At 43.1% G+C, this 18518-nt stretch carries 16 protein-coding genes; 8 read left to right on the top strand and 8 right to left on the bottom strand.

The window, feature by feature from the left end; genetic code table 11:
* Positions 1-59: 59 nt before the first annotated feature.
* The 6 genes from ACK1U4_RS03770 (at position 60) to pseF (ending at position 6594) form a co-directional block, all read left to right on the top strand.
* Positions 60-713 carry a hypothetical protein gene (locus ACK1U4_RS03770; protein ID WP_419400036.1) on the top strand — a complete coding sequence of 218 codons (654 nt, stop codon included), beginning with the start codon at positions 60-62 and terminating at the stop codon, positions 711-713.
* Positions 714-788: 75 nt separating this feature from the next.
* On the top strand, positions 789-2663 hold the full coding sequence (locus ACK1U4_RS03765; protein WP_419400035.1) for an O-antigen ligase family protein: 1875 nt from the start codon (positions 789-791) through the stop codon (positions 2661-2663).
* Positions 2664-2683: 20 nt separating this feature from the next.
* Positions 2684-3964 carry a sugar transferase gene (locus ACK1U4_RS03760; RefSeq protein ID WP_419400034.1) on the top strand — a complete coding sequence of 427 codons (1281 nt, stop codon included), beginning with the start codon at positions 2684-2686 and terminating at the stop codon, positions 3962-3964.
* Between the two features lie 226 nt (positions 3965-4190).
* Entirely contained in the window at positions 4191-4466 is a 276-nt protein-coding gene (locus ACK1U4_RS03755) for a hypothetical protein (protein WP_419400033.1), read from the top strand.
* A gap of 149 nt (positions 4467-4615) precedes the next feature.
* The gene (gene pseC, locus ACK1U4_RS03750; RefSeq protein WP_419400032.1) at positions 4616-5848 is read left to right on the top strand and encodes a UDP-4-amino-4,6-dideoxy-N-acetyl-beta-L-altrosamine transaminase; all 1233 of its coding nucleotides are present in this window, start codon (positions 4616-4618) and stop codon (positions 5846-5848) included.
* A gap of 53 nt (positions 5849-5901) precedes the next feature.
* On the top strand, positions 5902-6594 hold the full coding sequence (gene pseF / locus ACK1U4_RS03745) for a pseudaminic acid cytidylyltransferase (protein WP_419400031.1): 693 nt from the start codon (positions 5902-5904) through the stop codon (positions 6592-6594).
* A 186-nt stretch (positions 6595-6780) separates the two neighbouring features.
* On the opposite strand, the gene ACK1U4_RS03740 is transcribed toward pseF, so the two are convergent.
* Positions 6781-7800, bottom strand: a complete 1020-nt coding sequence (locus ACK1U4_RS03740) for an alpha/beta hydrolase fold domain-containing protein (RefSeq protein WP_419400030.1) — start codon at positions 7798-7800, stop codon at positions 6781-6783.
* Positions 7801-8164: 364 nt separating this feature from the next.
* Between ACK1U4_RS03740 and ACK1U4_RS03735 the strand changes: the two genes are divergently transcribed.
* Positions 8165-9433 (top strand): MFS transporter, encoded by a 1269-nt coding sequence (locus tag ACK1U4_RS03735; protein ID WP_419400029.1) that lies wholly within the window; start codon positions 8165-8167, stop codon positions 9431-9433.
* 82 nt (positions 9434-9515) lie between these two features.
* Here the strand turns inward: ACK1U4_RS03735 and ACK1U4_RS03730 are convergent, their stop codons facing one another.
* From ACK1U4_RS03730 to leuC, 7 genes are all read right to left on the bottom strand, one after another.
* Positions 9516-11015 (bottom strand): alanine/glycine:cation symporter family protein, encoded by a 1500-nt coding sequence (locus ACK1U4_RS03730; protein WP_419400028.1) that lies wholly within the window; start codon positions 11013-11015, stop codon positions 9516-9518.
* A 303-nt stretch (positions 11016-11318) separates the two neighbouring features.
* On the bottom strand, positions 11319-12080 hold the full coding sequence (locus ACK1U4_RS03725; RefSeq protein ID WP_419400027.1) for a PAP2 family lipid A phosphatase: 762 nt from the start codon (positions 12078-12080) through the stop codon (positions 11319-11321).
* 128 nt (positions 12081-12208) lie between these two features.
* A complete protein-coding gene (locus tag ACK1U4_RS03720; protein ID WP_419400070.1) occupies positions 12209-13825 on the bottom strand; it encodes a phosphoethanolamine transferase in 1617 nt (538 codons plus the stop codon).
* A gap of 107 nt (positions 13826-13932) precedes the next feature.
* Positions 13933-14631, bottom strand: coding sequence for a VIT1/CCC1 transporter family protein (locus ACK1U4_RS03715; protein ID WP_419400026.1), 699 nt, complete (start codon positions 14629-14631; stop codon positions 13933-13935).
* An 81-nt stretch (positions 14632-14712) separates the two neighbouring features.
* Positions 14713-15786, bottom strand: coding sequence for a 3-isopropylmalate dehydrogenase (gene leuB, locus ACK1U4_RS03710; protein ID WP_419400025.1), 1074 nt, complete (start codon positions 15784-15786; stop codon positions 14713-14715).
* 15 nt (positions 15787-15801) lie between these two features.
* On the bottom strand, positions 15802-16440 hold the full coding sequence (gene leuD / locus ACK1U4_RS03705; RefSeq protein ID WP_419400024.1) for a 3-isopropylmalate dehydratase small subunit: 639 nt from the start codon (positions 16438-16440) through the stop codon (positions 15802-15804).
* Positions 16441-16449: 9 nt separating this feature from the next.
* A complete protein-coding gene (gene leuC, locus ACK1U4_RS03700) occupies positions 16450-17868 on the bottom strand; it encodes a 3-isopropylmalate dehydratase large subunit (protein WP_419400023.1) in 1419 nt (472 codons plus the stop codon).
* 224 nt (positions 17869-18092) lie between these two features.
* Here leuC and ACK1U4_RS03695 point away from each other — a divergent pair, with 224 nt between their 5' ends.
* On the top strand, positions 18093-18392 hold the full coding sequence (locus ACK1U4_RS03695; RefSeq protein WP_419400022.1) for a hypothetical protein: 300 nt from the start codon (positions 18093-18095) through the stop codon (positions 18390-18392).
* Positions 18393-18518 lie beyond the last annotated feature (126 nt).

Raw genomic sequence — 18518 nt, 5'->3', positions numbered from 1 at the left:
ATATGTTTAAAGATAAATTAAAAGCTTTTGGAACGCATTTTTTGCTCTCTGCTTTATTAATGTTAATTGCTTCAGGCATTATTTTTCTGATTTGGTATCCCAATCCTTATTTTGCGTTATTTAACGTGATGACTATTTTTATTTTAATGCTAGGTATTGATTTGATTTTAGGACCATTACTGACTTTTATGGTCTATAAAAAAGGCAAAAAAACCATCAAAATGGATTTAGCTGTTATTGTCATTATTCAGCTTTTGGCATTTGGTTGGGGGATGTGGAGTATTGCGAATGCTCGCCCTGCTTGGATAGCCATCTATAAAGATACCGCTTATACCATCTCGCCTGCATTTATTACTAATCCCAAAAATGAGTTGAAAGTCACGCCACCATCCATTTTTGAACAAAATTGGCTAAAACCTAAATTGGTCTTTCTTCCAACCGATGATAAAACCGAAAATTTGGTTTATCAAATTTCAAAATACTTACCTTATAATCCACAACAAGCACTTAAACAAAAGTTATCTTTAACGCAAGTTGAAAGTTTTGATAAAGCCTTTTACCAAACTATCAAAACCAATTACCCCACTGCAACTGGTTATTTCCCAGTCGTGACAGAGGCAAGTATGGATTTGCCATTAATTTTAATTGATGCTCAAGGTCAGCATGTTGGGACAGTGGTAGCGATTAATAAAATTACTGCCACCAAAAAATAGTCTTCTTGTGCTATCTGCTATCACACAAAAAATGCTAAACTACCCCGTTTAGCATTTTTTATTTGGGAATTGTTTATGTCGCTGTCCGCCCAAGTCACTGCCCCTCATCTCGATAATGATAATAGCCGTTGGTTTGCCCTATGTATGGGGCTTGCAGTGCTGTGTTATCTCGCCCCTTGGCATTCACCGCTTGGGCGAGATTTTTTGGTCAATGCGATGGCTTTTTTTCCGATTGTGGTGGGTGTGATTGGCTTTCTATTATATTATCCGATTCGCCAAATTAGCCTATCGGTGGGGACATGGCTGGCATTGGCGGTGTTGTTGGGCTGTCAGCCGTTATTGCATACTTTGGCATACCCTGATGCGTTGATTTTTCCGATAGCCTGCTTGTTTATGGTGGCGATGGTGGCGATGGTGGCAGGTAATGTCACCGATAAGTCACAGTTGTTAAACCGCTTTTTTATCGCTGTGTATGTGATGGCATTATTGACATTTTTTATTCAGTTTAGCCAAATGCAGAATTACCAAGGGTTTTATAAAGGCTGGGTCATTGTGCGTGATAATGCCCAACCCAATCGCTATGATGGTAATTTTGGGCAAGCCAATCATACGGCGTATGGCTTTGTATTGGCGTTGTGTGGGGTGATTTATCAGCTTCATCAAGCCTTTAGTCAATATATTAGCAAGGATACCATCAACCAAGATTTTATTCGCAAAAATGCTCGTTTAACAAGTTCTGCATTACCAAAAATCGCCTTGGGTCGCTACCGTCAGCTATATCGTTTTGGGTTGATGGTATTGTTTGTGTGCTTTACCATTGGGCTTGCGTTGACGCAGAGCCGTGCAGGGTTGGTGATGATGTTGACGGTGATTGGGGTGTATTTTTTTGCCCAGCAGTCACCGTGGCGGTCGAAGTTTTTATTGGCAGGCTTTGGCTGGGTGATGTTTTTGCTGTATTATATGGGGACGAGTTGGATTGCCAATTATACCGCTGGGGGCAATAGCCTTGGGGCGGTGAGCCGTATGGCAGGTGGGCAGGGCAATCGCAGTGCATTAAGCGAACGTGCGATGATGATGTTTCACGACCATCCTTGGACAGGGGTGGGCTGGAATCATTATATGTCCGCCAGTGTGGATTATGCTCAACATTTTAAATGGCCCGAAATTGCCGACCATTCACACAACTTTTTTACCATGATTTTGGCAGAATTGGGCGTGGTGGGTGCGTTGTGCTTTGTGCCTATTGTATGGATTTTATTGCGAGCGATTCATTGGCGACACAGTGCTGAGAGTGCGATTGCATTGGCATTTGTGCTTGCCAGTTTATTATATGCCAGTGTGGAATATCCGCTTTGGTATTTTCGCTATTTGGCGGTATTTGCGTTGTTTTTGGCACTGATTGACCAGTCAAATTGGCGGATTTTGCCAAAAAAATGGCTAAATTGCGGGGTAATGGGTATATTAAGCCTATTGGCAGGCGGTGCAGGATTTTATACCAACACCTATTTGGCAGAAAATTATCTGAATTATGACCAATTTGTGAGCCATAAAAATCACCAATTCCAAGATAATAAGATGAATTATCAAGCAGGGGTGTTTGGTTTTAGTGCTTACCATGACCGTATTTTGGCGATGCAAGCCCCTGTAACTGCCGTCCAACTGGATAAAAAACGTGAGATTTTTCAAGATGTTTTGACTTCGGATTCTTCACAATTTAATTTGCTTGCTAATGCCCAACTGTATGCTTATCAAGGTGATAAAGCCAAGGCATTTGAGCTAATCCAAGCTTCGTGCATCATGGTGCGTGATTTGACCGATTGTGATAATGTCGATACCGATTTGGAAAATTTTGCTGATAGAGACCCTGCGACTTTTGGGGATTTATATACCCAATTTGTGCAATGGCGAAAAGCCAATCCGAGTAAAACAGGATTGGAAACTGGGAAATAATATTAATTTATAGGTCATCAATGCCCCAATCTTTACTTCGACTTTGGCGTTATTTGCCCATACGGCTGTTGGTGGCTTGGGTGATTATTGTGCTATTGCCAGCGATGTGGCGATGGACAGGGCGGTTATTGTCAAATAATCTTATCGAAACCCAATCCAATAGCATGCTATTGGCGACTTTGGGTGTGATATTGGCAACCTTGGGGCTTAACAAACTGGCTCAGTTTCCGGGTCGGCGGTCGGTAAGTTATATTGTGCCGATTTTAATGGCGGTGGCAGTGATTTTGGCAGGCGTGATTATTGTGCTTCGTTTGCGGTATTCGCTGTATTACTTAACATTTGCTGGCTTAATTGGGGCGATATTTTTCTTTTTATCCCATTTAATCGAGAAAAAAGCCTCTCAGCCATCAATGGCATATATTCCGTTGGGGCATTGCCAAAATTTTGAACAACTCTTTCCTGATGCGTCTTCCGAGATTCATTGGGTGCGATTGGATAGCCCAAGCCTTACACCAGAGCAACATCGCCATGTGCAAGCCATCGTGGCGGATTTGTCATCACCGATGCTCGATGACCAATGGCAATTATTTTTGACGGAGCAGACCTTGCAAGGGCGAGCGGTGTATAATAATCGCCAAGTGTTTGAATCTTTGACAGGGCGACTGGCGATTCATCATTTGTATGAAAATGAATTGGGGTCGTTATTACCGTCACCACAATATTTATGCTTTAAGCAAGTATTTGATAGTATTGTGGTTTTATTGACTGCACCTTTGATTTTACCTATTTGTATCATCACGGCGATTTTGATTCGCATTGAAAGCCCCGGAAAAGTGATTTTTGTGCAAGAGCGAGTCGGACAGGGCGGTAAGCTGTTTAAAATCTATAAATTTCGCAGTATGCGATTTGATGCCGAAAAACATGGGGCAAAACTGGCTCAAGAAAATGATGCTAGGGTGACAAAAGTCGGTAAATTTATCCGTAAAACTCGGATTGACGAATTACCGCAGTTTATCAATGTATTAAAAGGCGACATGAGCCTAATTGGTCCACGACCTGAGCAGTTAAGTTTTGTAAAAGCATTTGAAAAAACCATTCCGTTTTATAATTATCGGCATATCGTCAAACCTGGTATTTCGGGTTGGGCCCAAGTCACCCAAGGCTATGCAGGTAATGAGGACGAAACCGCCCTAAAAGTACAGTACGATTTTTATTATATTAAGCATATTTCATTTGCCCTTGATATGTTGATTGTGTTTAAAACCATTCAAACCATGATGACAGGCTTTGGGGCAAGATAAAGTTGACCATATTAATAAATTGAAGGCATCTTTTTATTGGTTGAAATATACAATGATAGGTCATCATTCTAATTTGAATGGTAAAAATATTTTATAAAAAATAAGAAAAATCAACTATCTTCATCCATCATTATTATTTAGTTGTTGGGCAGATTCAAATTGAGCCTAAATTTTATTCATGTTTTAATAAAGGTGTGATAAAAACTATGGTTAGGAAGAAATCGCAATGTCTAAATACTATTTAATTAATATTCAGCTTAAAGATGAGAATAGCTTAAAAGGTATCCATAGAAATATGGATTTATTTTTCAAAAGACTATGGATAAGACCTTATGAATCAATATATATCGTCAAATCTAAGTACAGTACGGTGCAAATAGCAAACATTTTAAAACACTTTATGGATGCCGATGATAGTCTTTTTGTGATAAAAATTGATAAAGAGGAATGGGTTGTTAGGTCTCCAGATGTACAGATGACACAATTACTGAATGATTTTTAGATTGATATATCTCAAAAGGTCTTATGGTTAATAATAGAAGATTACCATTATAAACGCCTATGAAGATATGACTTGTTGCTTTAATATAAATATTTTTTACTACTATTTAGGATTGATTATAATGATTCCTAAATAAATTAAGGACTTATATGTCAACCAATACGATTAGTCAAAAAATTTCTTACGGTCATACCTTTATCCCTGCTCACTACATAATTCCGTATGGGCATCAGCACATCACCCAAGCCGATATTGATGCGGTGGTGGCTGTGTTGCAATCGGACTTTTTGACCCAAGGTGAGCAAGTCCTTAATTTTGAAAAGAAACTCTCCCAATATTGTGGGGCAGGCTTCGGCATTGCGGTGAATAGTGCGACTTCGGCTTTGCATATTGCTTGCCTTGCATTGGGATTGGGTCAAGGCAAAGAAGGTGAGTGTGATTGGTTATGGACTAGCCCGATTACCTTTGTCGCTTCTAGTAACGTGGGGCTGTATTGTGGGGCAAAGGTTGATTTTGTCGACATTGACCCTGTGACGCTCAATATGTCGGTGGAGGCACTGGAAGCTAAATTAAAACTGGCAAAAGCAGAAAACCGTTTACCAAAAATCGTGATTCCTGTACATCTATGCGGTGAGCCATGCAATATGGCAAAAATCCACGCCCTTTCGCAAGAATATGGTTTTGCCATCATCGAAGATGCGTCACACGCGGTTGGTGGTAAATATGCTGATAAACCAATCGGTAGTTGCCAATACAGTGATATTACCGTGTTTAGCTTTCATCCTGTCAAAATCATCACCACGGCTGAGGGTGGTATGGCAGTCACCAATGATAAGGAATTAGCCGATAAAATGTCGATGCTTCGTAGTCATGGGATAACTCGTGATGCCAGTCTGATGACGCACGAGTCGGATGGCGGTTGGTATTATCAGCAGATTGATTTGGGCTTTAACTACCGTATGACTGAGCTTCAAGGGGCGTTGGGCGTGAGCCAAATGGAAAACCTTGATATTTTTGTTGCCAAACGTCATCAGCTTGCCAAGCGTTATGATGAATTGCTCAAAGATTTGCCGATTATTTTGCCGTATCGTAATCCAAGTCATTATTCAGGCTTGCATCTGTATCCAATTCAAGTTAAGACGGAAAGTGGCAAAACTCGCAAACAAGTATTTGACAGCCTACGTCAGCAACATATTGGCGTGAATGTGCATTATATTCCTGTGCATACTCAACCGTATTATCAAAACATGGGCTTTAAGTTGGGTGACTTTCCGAATGCCGAGCAGTATTATGCAGGGGCAATTAGCTTGCCGTTGTATTATGATTTGACTGAGGAAATGCAAGACCAAGTGGTCAATGCGTTAAAGACAGCTTTAATTTAAAACAGTAGGGGCGTATTGCATACGCCCTTTTAAGATAGCCTATTAAGACAATTATGAATATCTGCATTATCCCTGCTCGTGGCGGTAGTAAGCGTATCCCTCGCAAAAATATCAAAGATTTTTGTGGTAAACCCATGCTTGCTCGTGCCATCGAAACCGCCAAGCATAGCCAATTATTTGAAAAAATTATCGTGTCCACGGATGATGGTGAAATTGCCGAAATCGCTCGTCAACATGGGGCAGAGGTCATTGATAGACCTGTCGAACTTGCCAATGATTATGCCACTACGGTTGCAGTGATTCGCCATGCAGTGCAAGATTTTGCCGAAAAAGTCAATGTGTGTTGCCTGTATCCTTGTACGCCGTTATTAACGTCAAATGCTTTAACTGAAAGCTTTGATATTTGGCAAAAATCAACGAGTTTATATTGCTTTCCTGTGTTGGAATTTGAATCGAATATTTTGCGTTCACTCAAGATGGATACCGAGAATCAGTTAACGTCTGTGTTTAGCCAAAATGAACAAGTACGCACCCAAGATTTGCCCCATGCGTATTATGATGCAGGGCAGTTTTATTGGGGTAGTCGGCAGGCGTGGCTGACCGAAGAGCGTATTCATAGCCATGCGACTGGGTTTGTGTTGCCAAAATATAGCGTGGTGGATATTGATGATGAGAGTGATTGGCAATTTGCCGAGCAATTATTTGGTTTAAAACAATTAACGCTAGCAACATCCATAAATCTCTGATTTTTCAAACATATTTACATGTGTAAAGTGCGTCATACGCACCATTCAAAAGCAACATCTTTAATAGGTGCGTATGACGCACCTTACCTTAAGAATATTCTACTTTAAAATCATATGATTGCGTCAAGTCTTATTTTGAACTTAGGTAGCTTGTATGGGCGTATGGCATACGCCCAGCTTTAACTATCAGTATTTCTTCGCAAAATCCCCAACCGCTTGATACATTTGCTGACATTGCTCGGCACATAGATTTTCCATATTTAAAAAGGCATGGGGCATATCGGCAAAATGCACCCATTGGCTGTCAAATCCTGCTTTTAATAACTGCTCGTGATAGCCAATATCCTCATCTCGCAATGGGTCATAACCTGCTGAAATATTTAATGTTTTGGGTAAGGTGTTGGGCGAGTGGTGTGCCAAGGTTGCCAAATCCGTCCAAAAAGGCGAAGCCAATTCTCTATCATCATAACGGTTAAAATAATTATCGTAATACCATTGCACTTTACTGGTTTCAAGTAGGTAGCCTGTGGCGTTTTCTTGCATGGATGGCTGTGATAGCGTGTAGTCTAGCCCTGCATAAATCAATAACTGATGGGTAATCACCAAATCGGTGTCAATTTTATTGGCAAGCCAGTCTTGCACCAAGGTGGCGGTAATCGCACCACCGCCACTATCACCGCCTATCATCAGTGTGCCGTTATTTTGGTAGCCCAAGGCTTGCAAGGTCGGTGTTAAAAATTGCAACACGGCATGAGCATCCTCAATGGCACAGGGATTGCGGTTTTCTGGGGCAAGGCGATATTCTGGGGCGACCACCAGATAGCCAGTGGTATCTGCCAATTTTTTATAAATTTTATCATACACACTCACCGAGCCTGCCATGCCACCACCGCCATGAAAAAACACCAAGATTGGCACGTTGGTGGGATTGTCTTTATTCGTAGGGGCAAGCGTTGAGGGGATAAACAAGCGAAGCGGTACTGGATAGCCTCGAAAGGTGCTAGGCGTGAGCAACACTGTATCTAAGATTTTTGCCATCGTGGGGGCTTCGGTGACAAAGGTATGAGTCAGATTGGCAAGGGCTTCACGAGCATTGATGGCGTTAGGGGTCAGCCCTTGAGCGACCAAAAATGGTACGATAACTTGATGCAACTGGTGTAAATAATCAGCAAGGGGTTGGGGCATAGGGGATTTTAACGTGGTCATGGGAGTCCTGTTTTTGAAGAAATTATTTTTAATTAACCTGAGTTTGGGTTAAGAAAAATTATAAGTCATTGATATTTTTATCATTTAAATCTCCCCCAACCCCCTCTTTACGAAAGAGGGGGCTATACCCCCATAACTTAGACTAAAAAGGTGGGCAAGTCCCCCTTTGAAAAAGGGGGATTTAGGGGGATTATAGGTAAAATGTTAATACTTCTTATCCCGAGTTTAGGTTAATTAGTTTATCCAATTGTGACGCACAGGGACAGTTTAAGTTGTGGCGAATATGTAATTTTAGTGAGGGTAAGGGCGGAAAAGTGCTAGTATAACGCCTTATTTTTACTCAGCCATTAATAGCCCTTGTCTTATGCCTGTACTTTCTGCCAACCACGCAACCAATGCTGATACGGTTCAATCTCAGCCATTTCAACCCTCAAATACCAATAATACCGCACCAACACCCAGTCAGTCACCTACGTTATTATTGCAATTAACCATTGGCATTATTGGGGTGTTTGCTTTTTTGCAGGTGTATTCGATACAGGCAATTTTGCCGATTATTATGCAGGATTTTCATGCCACCGAAACCCAAGCAGGGATGGTAGTCGGAGCTACGGTGCTGGCGGTGGCGTTGATGTCACCTTTGATGGGGATGTTGTCCGATGCGATAGGGCGTAGGCAGGTGATTATTACAGCGATTGTGCTGATGGGGATTCCCACTGCGTTGATGGGTGTGTCGCAATCACTGGATATGATGATGTTATGGCGGTTTGTACAGGGTTTGGCAGTTCCCGGCATTACCGTGGTGACGATTGCCTATGTGGGGGAAGAGTATCATGGTAAAGCGTTGGCAAAACTGATGTCGTTTTATGTGGCTGGCACGGTGTTGGGTGGGTTTTTGGGACGCTTTATTTTGGGGCATTTGCATGAATGGATAGGGTGGCGACATGGGTTTTTGTGGATGGGGGCGATGACCTTGTTGGGGGCGATGTGGGTGGCGTGGCAGTTGCCAAAATCACAGCATTTCGTCCCTCATGCCAATTGGCAAGCGTCATTTCGCACGTTGCATAGCCATTTGCACAATCGCTATGTGATTACCGCTTCACTGTTGGGCGTGTGCGTGCTGTTTTCGTTGGTGGGGTGTTTTACTTTTATCAATTTGCACCTTGCCGATAAGCCGTATTCGCTGACCAGTGCAGGGCTTGCCAATATTTTTGCGGTGTATTTGCTAGGCGTGGTGGTGACACCGATTGCTAGTGGTTTGATTGGGCAATATGGGGCGGCTCGGATGGTGCGAGTGGCGGTGGTCATCTCCATGATTGGGGTGTTATTGACCCTTGCCAAGCCGTTGTGGCTAGTAATTTTGGGGCTGGCGGTGATGTCTTCTGGGGTGTTTATCACCCAATCTGCGACCATCACGTATATTGCGGTGAATGTCAAACAGGGGCGTTCACTTGCCTCTGGGTTGTATTATATGTTTTATTATTTGGGTGGGACATTGGGGGCGTGGGCGTGTGGGTTGGCGTATCGGCAGGGACAATGGCAAATGACGGTAGGGACGTTGGTGGCAATACAAGTGATGGCATTGCTGATTGCGATATTTGGTTTGGTTAAAATGCCGATGAAGCGGACATAAATTAAACGTAATTTAGACCAAAATAAAAACCCCATTGCTAAAACAATGGGGTTTGTGTTGAATACCAACTTATTTTTAACCATTATGGCACAAAACGCTCATGGTCTGGGTGTTCACCAAATTCTTTGCGGTATTTGGCACTGATGTCATCCCAAATCGGTGCATTGTCAATGCCAATCGCTCGTGGGTCAAAAATTGGGTCTTTACCTGCTTTGACTTGGGCTTCATAGTCACGTAAGGCGGCAAACGCAGGTTTTTGTAAAAACAAAATCCCAATGATGTTTAGCCATGCCATCAAGCCAACACCTAGGTCACCCAATGCCCACGCAAGGTCAGCGGTTTTTAGACAGCTGTAAATCACCACCAATACAATCACCACTTTAAGGACAGGAATTGCCCAATCAAGTTTAAGGGTACGTCCAAGGTAGCGGATATTGGTTTCTGCCATGTAGTAGTATGCCATGATGGTGGTAAAGGCAAAGAAAAACAACGCAATCGCCACGAAGATAGAACCAAAACCAGGCATGATGTTTTCCATCGCTGTCTGCACATAGCCAGGCCCTGCTACCACGCCTTTTACACCATTGTATAAAAACGCTTCTTTATTATTTGGGTCTTGTACGTTATACATCCCTGTGATAATCAGCATAAAGCCTGTTGCCGAACACACAAACAAGGTATCCACATACACCGAAAACGCTTGTACCAAGCCTTGTTTGGCAGGGTGTGACACATCGGCAGCAGCTGATGGGTGAGGGCCTGTACCTTGACCTGCTTCGTTTGAATATACGCCACGTTTAACACCCCATTGAATCGCTAGGCCCAATACTGCACCAAAGGCTGAATCCATACCAACCGCTGAACGCAAAATCAAACCAAGCACTTCAGGCAATTGACCAATGTGCATGATGATGATGACCAATGCCACAATGATATACGCCAACGCCATAAATGGTACGATTAACTCAGCTGATGAGGCAATACGCTTGACCCCACCAAAGATAATAAACCCTAGTACCGCTGCAATCACCGCTGCCGAAACCGCAGGGGCAATGCCCATTGAGTTAGTCATGGCTTCAGCAATCGAATTGGCTTGTACACCGGGGAGCAAAATACCACAGGCTAAAATCGTACAAATAGCAAACAGCACGCCATACCATTTTTGACCCAAGGCTTTCTCAAAATAATACGCAGGGCCACCGACAAAGTGACCTTCGCTATCACGTTCTTTATAAATTTGAGCTAATGTTGACTCGACAAATGCTGTGCTTGCACCTAAGAAAGCTACCGTCCACATCCAAAACAATGCCCCAGGCCCACCAAAGGTAATGGCAGTCGCCACCCCAGCAATGTTACCTGTACCCACACGCCCTGCCAATGACATAGCAAGTGCTTGGAATGACGAAACACCTTGGTCGGTACTTTTGCCGTCCATCAATAGACGAACCATCCGTCCAAAATGGCGAACTTGTAAAAATCGACCACGAATCGAAAAATACAATCCCACCAACAAACATAAATAGATTAAGACGGGACTCCATACCCAGTCATTAATGGCATTGACGATATCATGCAACGACATAAAACCTCCACTTGCATCCTAGCATTACGCTATCACAGCAGTCACTTGTCAAATAAATAACCTGCATTCATCCCATGGCGAGCAAATGTGATGGTATGAATACAGGCTCAAAATTAATAGATGGCGTTAAATCCTTGTAAAACGTAACAAAGTTTTTACAAAACATTACGCATAAAAACCTATCTTAGAGGAATTTGCAAAATTTGCAATCAAAACTTGCATAAGATTCATAAAAAAAATGTAAACCTAACAGTCATGTTTTTTTGAAATGTCGTAACAAATGTGGAAAAAAGGGGTAAACTCCTATTTCTTAAACATCAGCCATGCACAACCTCCGCCAATCGCCCAACCAAGGCACATCGACACAAGGGTATGGCTCAAAAAATGGTCGCCAATCGCCATTTTATAGCCCCCCATCAGCCATGCCAACACAGTCACAGCGATGGCAATTTGCCAACGTTTTTTGGCAAGACTGGGTAAAAATGCCCAAGCATACAAGGCAAAACCTGAGCTGGCATGGGCGGCAGGGAAGCACTTTTGCCCAGAGCCACTGACGATATCTTGCCAAAGGCTTAAATATGCAAACTCACCGCCAAAGATTTGTAAATGACTGGGGCAGGGGACATTGGTCACAGCTTTTAGCGTTGCAACCACGCTTGGCACGACAATCATCGTTACGGCTAAATAACACAATTCTTGTTGGCTAAAATTTTGTAATGGGCGAAATAATTTAAGTGGTTGGGTAAACGGCTGGGCAAGTCGATGTTGTGGTTTTTTTGCCAGCAATACTCGCTGTAACCATGCCAAAATGATATACACTTCAAAAACAATTAGTAAGCGTTTGATACCTGTATAAAAAATCCAATCGGGTAAATGTGCAGACTTATCAATCAACCATTGTCTATTACCTTGATAAAACCATTGACTAACGGCAACGTCCAGTGAGCTATGTTCAATAAATAGTGTAGCGAGAATTGCACCCCCCGATGCCAGTAGAGTTTCAAATCGCCATTGTTTGACAAAAGGGGATGGGGTCACTGAAATATCCTTTAAATAATTTGCCATTTTTTGAATCTCCCCCAACCCCCTCTTTACAAAAGGAGTGGCTTTTTCCAGTAAATACATTTCAGCTGAGGCGAAAGTCCCCTTTTTCAAAGGGGGATTAAAGCTTACAATAGTTAAAATGCCAAATATTATTTGATAAATAACACTTTGTTATCAGCAACAGTCGCTTTAACATCAAATAATTTTAGCAAGGTAGGGGTAATGGCATCATGGCTCAATTCGGTATCACTTGCCACCGCTTGAATACCTGACTGTTGCCCTGCCCAAAACATCGAGGCAATGTGTTTCTGCTCGACTGGGGCGATGGCATTAGGCATACCGTGCAGATAAACGCCTTTTTCACCTAGACTTTCACCGTGGTCACTGGCATATAGCATAGCGACTTGGTGTGACGTATCATAGCCAGTCAGCCAGTTGACGGTTTTTGCCAAGAAATCATCGGTGGCAAGCAGGGCATTGTCATAGGCATTGATGACGTGTTGGGGTGGGCATTTGGCAAGTTCATTGGTTTGACAGACAGGGGTAAATTGCTCAAAGGCTTTGTCATATCGCTTAAAATACGCAGGGCCGTGATTGCCCATTTGGTGTAGCACAATCAGCACATCTTGCCCTTGATGCTGTTTGACATATTCATCTAGCCCCACGAGCATACCGACATCACGACATTCTTTAAATTCATTGGTGTTACACAGCGTATTGGTGGGGGCTTCTTTATAATTAAAATAGGCATTTTTTGGCAGTCTATCCATCACACCTTTGGAGTCAGAATTATTATCACGCCATAACACATTGATTTTAAGGCGATTTAACGTTTCCAACACATTCTCATTATAATTCGCCATATCCACTTCATAATCCTTTGCCCCTACATAGCTAAACATACATGGCACAGAATAAGCCGTGGACGTACCACAGGCAGTGACTTGAGCAAAGTTGGTCACACCAGCGGTTTTGCTCATTTGCGGAAAGGTATTACGGCTATAACCATTTTGTCCGACATGGTCAGCACGGGCAGTTTCGCCGACCACAAACACCACCAATTTTGGCTTGCGTTGGGTAGGTGAAGTCGCTTGGGTTGCGTCTTTGGCGTGCATGATGGTGTCTTTGGGAATGGTCAATTTTTTATATTCAAGACTGGCGAGTTTCCCCACTGCATAAATGGGCGTGACAGGATTGGTATAAAAACGAATCGGTTTATGTTCACGAAAAAACGAGGCAAATTGTTTACTTTGAGCCACAATCGGCAAGCCAATCAAGGCTAAACTGGCAACAAAAACCCCTAAGCGTTGTAAAATAGCGTGTTTAAAACGAGGAAAATATACTTTTTGGCGTAAAATTGCCCAACTTGGCAATACGCCCAATAATAAAATTCGCATTAAAAACAGGATGTTAAACAAATCTGAACTTTCAGCTTTATCGGTTTGCATGGCATTTTGTAACATGGTGGTGTCATATACCGTGCCGTAAGTGTCGGTAAAATAGCCTGTAATGCTTGCCACCATCAACAAAAATACCAACACAAATTTGAGGGTAAAGCGATAACTAAATAGCCACATCAACAGCAACAACACGCCAAATAGCACCATCGCCACCGATAAGGTAAAGCCGATATGACTGGCAATTGGATAAACCTTGTTGATTTGGGCAAAAAAGCCATCGTTACCTGTGAACACTAAAAATAATGCCACAATTGGCAATAGCCAATAGGCGTTGACAGGGCGTTTTTGAGAAAAGTGAGAAAGTATTTTACCCAAAGAAGAAGCGTGTTGAATGTTTGGCATAATGAAGTGAGATTACAAGGATAAAGAGAGGCGTATTATGCCATTGTTAAAGGGTGTTGCCTACCGTTATATTAACCAGTTTTTACCCCAAACAATTCCCCAATCAAACTGGTCGCCACCAATGCCACCACGCCCCAAACCACGATACGAATCACCGCAGGTAAGGGGTTTGCCCCACCGAGTTTTGCCGATAACCAACCCAACAACCCAAGCCCCACCAAGGTGGTCGCTCCGAGTCCCACCAACAGACTGGTTTTGGGCAATAACCACACGCACAGCACAGGCAATAACGCCCCAAGGATAAAGGATACCGCAGACGCTAACGAGGCTTGTAATGGATTGGCACTGCCTGTTTCAGTCAGACCGATTTCGTCACGTGCATGGGCTTCGAGGGCATTGTGAGCGGTCAATGCCACTGCCACTTGGTGAGCCAGTTGGGGCGTTAAGCCTCGTTGCTGATAGATAGTGGTCAGCTCGATAAGTTCACGCTCAGCATTATGCTCTAACTCGTGGGCTTCTTTGGCAAGGTCGGCTTTTTCGGTGTCTGCTTGCGAAGATACCGACACATATTCCCCTGCCGCCATGCTAATCGCCCCTGCAATCAACGAGGCAACGCCTGTGAGTAGCAAGGTTTGCTCATTGACATTGGCGGCGGCTACGCCCATCAGCAGACTGGCGGTGGAAATTAGCCCATCATTTGCCCCCAATACCGTGGCTCGTAGCCAGTTATTGCGATTGCTAAAATGCGGTTCATGGTGAATTGAGTACATTAGTCTATTATTACCCTATTTAACCTAATAAAAACGGCATTATAGCGGATTTGGAGGCAATAGCGTGAGCGATTCATGGTTTTAGCCAAGATTAGCAACCACCGCTTCACCCATCTCACTACAACTTACCAATGTTGTACCTGCTTCATAAATATCACCTGTCCGCAGACCTTGTTCAAGCACTTTTTGTACCGCATTTTCGACTTGTTTGGCACGGGCTTCATCATTGAGGCTGTAACGTAACAGCATGGCTAATGACAAAATAGTCGCTAGGGGATTGGCTTTGTTTTGTCCTGCGATATCAGGGGCAGAACCGTGTGAGGGTTCGTATAGTCCTTTGCCATTTTCATCAAGGCTAGCGGATGGTAGCATACCGATTGAGCCTGTCAGCATACTGGCTTGGTCAGATAGGATATCGCCAAAGATATTGCCAGTCACTACCACGTCAAATTGTTTGGGATTCTTGACCAATTGCATGGCACAGTTGTCAACATACATGTGCGATAGTTCAACATCTGGGTAATCTTTGCTGACTTCGGTGAAGATTTCTTTCCAAAGTTCGGTGGTTTCTAGCACATTGGCTTTATCCACTGAGCAGAGTTTTTTGTTGCGTTTTTGAGCGGATTCAAAGGCGACTTTGGCGATACGGCGAATTTCTGATTCGCTGTATTTCATGGTGTTAAATCCCTCACGCTCGCCATTCTCAAGCGTGCGGATGCCTCGTGGCTCACCAAAATAGATATCGCCTGTCAGCTCACGCACAATCAAGATATCCAAGCCAGCAACGACTTCAGGCTTTAAGGTTGATGCATTAGCGAGTTCTTTGTACAAAATAGCAGGGCGTAGATTGGCAAAAAGGTTCAAGTCTTTGCGAATGGCAAGTAAGCCACGCTCGGGACGCAGTGGGCGGTCAAGCGTGTCGTATTTTGGACCGCCGACTGCACCCAATAGCACGGCATCGGCTTTACGGCAAAGTTCTTGGGTGGGGGCAGGGTAGGGTGAGCCGTGATTGTCGTAGGCAATACCACCTAAGTCGGCGTATTCGTAACGGGCATCTAAGCCTTGCTCGATGAGTTTGTCTAATACTTTGACGGCTTGTCCGATAATCTCTGGACCAATGCCGTCACCTTTTAATACTGCGATTAATTTTGTCATTTTAATTTTCCTTTATTACCCAAAAACCCAAGGTCTATCCGTCTTCGCTTTTTCTTCAAACGCTTTAATGGTATCGCTTTCTTGCAAGGTCAAACCAATATCATCCAACCCATTTAACAAACAATGCTTACGAAACGCATCGACTTCAAAGCCATATTCTTTGCCCGATGGTGCAATGACGACTTGCTTTTGCAAATCTACGGTTAATTGATAACCCTCATTGGCAAAACACTCGTTAAACAATTCATCCACGTCCGTTTCGCTTAACACCACAGGTAACATACCGTTTTTAAAGCAGTTGTTAAAGAAAATATCAGCAAAGCTCGGAGCAATCACGGTACGAAAGCCGTATTCTTCCAACGCCCAAGGAGCGTGTTCACGGCTAGAGCCACAGCCGAAGTTTTCACGTGCTAATAAAATAGTCGCACCTTGATAGCGAGGTTGGTTTAACACAAAGTCGGTGTTAATGGGGCGTTTGCTGATATCTTGTCCGATATAACCTTCGTCCATATAACGTAGTTCGTCAAATAGGTTTACGCCAAAGCCTGTACGTTTGATAGATTTCAAAAATTGCTTTGGGATGATTAAGTCAGTATCAACATTTGAACGGTCAAGTGGGCAAACAATGCCTTGTTGGGTGGTGTAGGGGGTCATGGTTTTTCCTTAAAAATTTCTAACATCAACAAAATGCCCTGCAATCGCCGCCGCTGCCGCCATCGCTGGTGATACCAAATGTGTGCGTCCGCCATTGCCTTGACGACCCTCAAAATTACGGTTTGAGGTACTGGCACAATGTTCTTTGGGCTGTAATTTATCCGCATTCATCGCCAAACACATCGAACACCCCGGTTCACGCCATTCAAAGCCTGCCTCGATAAAGATTTTATCCAAGCCCTCAGCTTCGGCTTGTTGCTTCACCAGTCCAGACCCTGCGACTACAATCGCTTCTTTGACACTATCAGCGACTTTACGACCTTTAATCACACTGGCAGAGTCACGTAAGTCTTCAATGCGAGAATTGGTACATGAACCGATAAAGACACGGTCAACCTTGATATCACTAATCGGCTGTCCTGCGGTCAAGCCCATATACTCATAGGCACGAGTCCAAGCGTCTTTTTGTACCTCATCTTTGGCATCGGCAAGCGTTGGCACATTTTGGGTAATATCCACCACCATCTCAGGCGATGTTCCCCATGACACTTGTGGGGCAATCTTGCTACCATCCATCTCAATCACGGTATCAAATACCGCATCATCATCGGATTTTAGCGTTTTCCAATAAGCAACGGCTTTATCCCAGTTCTCGCCAGTTGGGGCATACGGACGACCTTTGACATATTCAATGGTAGTATCATCAACAGCGACCATACCGACCCTTGCCCCTGCTTCAATCGCCATGTTACACACGGTCATACGACCTTCCATGCTCATATCACGGAATACTTGCCCGCCAAACTCAATGGCATGACCTGTACCGCCTGCTGTACCGATTTTGGCGATAATGGCAAGCACGACATCTTTTGGTGTAACGCCTTGCCCCAATTTGCCATCGACTTTAATCAGCATATTTTTCATTTTTTTCTGTACAAGGCATTGGGTAGCAAGCACGTGTTCGACTTCACTCGTGCCAATCCCATGAGCCAAACAGCCCAACGCCCCATGCGTGGCTGTGTGCGAGTCGCCACAAACCACCGTCATTCCGGGTAGTACCAAACCCTGCTCTGGGCCTACGACATGGACGATACCTTGACGCACATCATTGATGGTAAATTCGGTGATATTAAATTTTTCACAGTTTTCATCAAGGGTTTGCACTTGTAGGCGTGATACATCATCTTTAATCCCACTCACACCTTTGCTACGTTCAGTGGTAGTAGTGGGGACGTTGTGGTCGGGTGTTGCCACATTAGCAGAAAGACGCCAAGGCTTGCGGTCAGCCAGTTGTAAGCCCTCAAAGGCTTGTGGGCTGGTGACTTCGTGCAATAGGTGACGGTCAATATAGATTAGGCTTGAGCCGTCATCACGTTGAATGACCAAGTGGTCTTGCCAAAGTTTGTCGTATAATGTTTTGGCTGTCATAGCTACATCCTATTCGTTATTTTATATCAGTTAGATGCCATAATTATAGCAGACAAATATCATAATTTTAATTGATGATTTTTATATGTTTGAGAATTTTTTGGAATCAATGTGGTTGTTGTTTAGTCGAAATAATTTGAAATCACGTTGACTATTGTTTATATTGATAATATCGGAGTTGTTATGATATTTAATCAAGTTTAATGTCAAAAAAGGATAATCTTATGTCTTCCTATGTAACAGTTTTTGTAAAGCCTGACTGTGAAAAGTGTATCAATGCCATTGATATGGTTATGGAGTATGGGGGTATTGATGAAATTGTTGTTGTGGGTAAAAAAGATAACGACACAACAAAAGCATTTGGCGAAAAAATGGCAGAGTATGCCGATGGCGTGACTTATATTAGTGAAGAAGAAAATGGCGAAGACGCTTTACCACAAGTATATTTTGACAGTTTTTCTGTGAGTTATGATGAATTGCTAGAAGCATATGAAATAGAAGAGCTTGATGGCTATTTTACTTGATTTATTGAAGATTTTTTTAAACGATTGTTATGGCTATAACAATCGTTTTTTTTGTGTAAATTAAGCTGATATAAATGCTTGTGTTATCAATTTGTAAGTCATATAATCATAATTAATATATAATTT

This window comes from Moraxella sp. TY6 (assembly GCF_048551375.1).
Lineage (GTDB): Bacteria > Pseudomonadota > Gammaproteobacteria > Pseudomonadales > Moraxellaceae > Faucicola.
The sequence above is the reverse complement of the archived record's forward strand: the minus strand, read 5'-3'. Positions and strand labels throughout refer to the sequence as shown.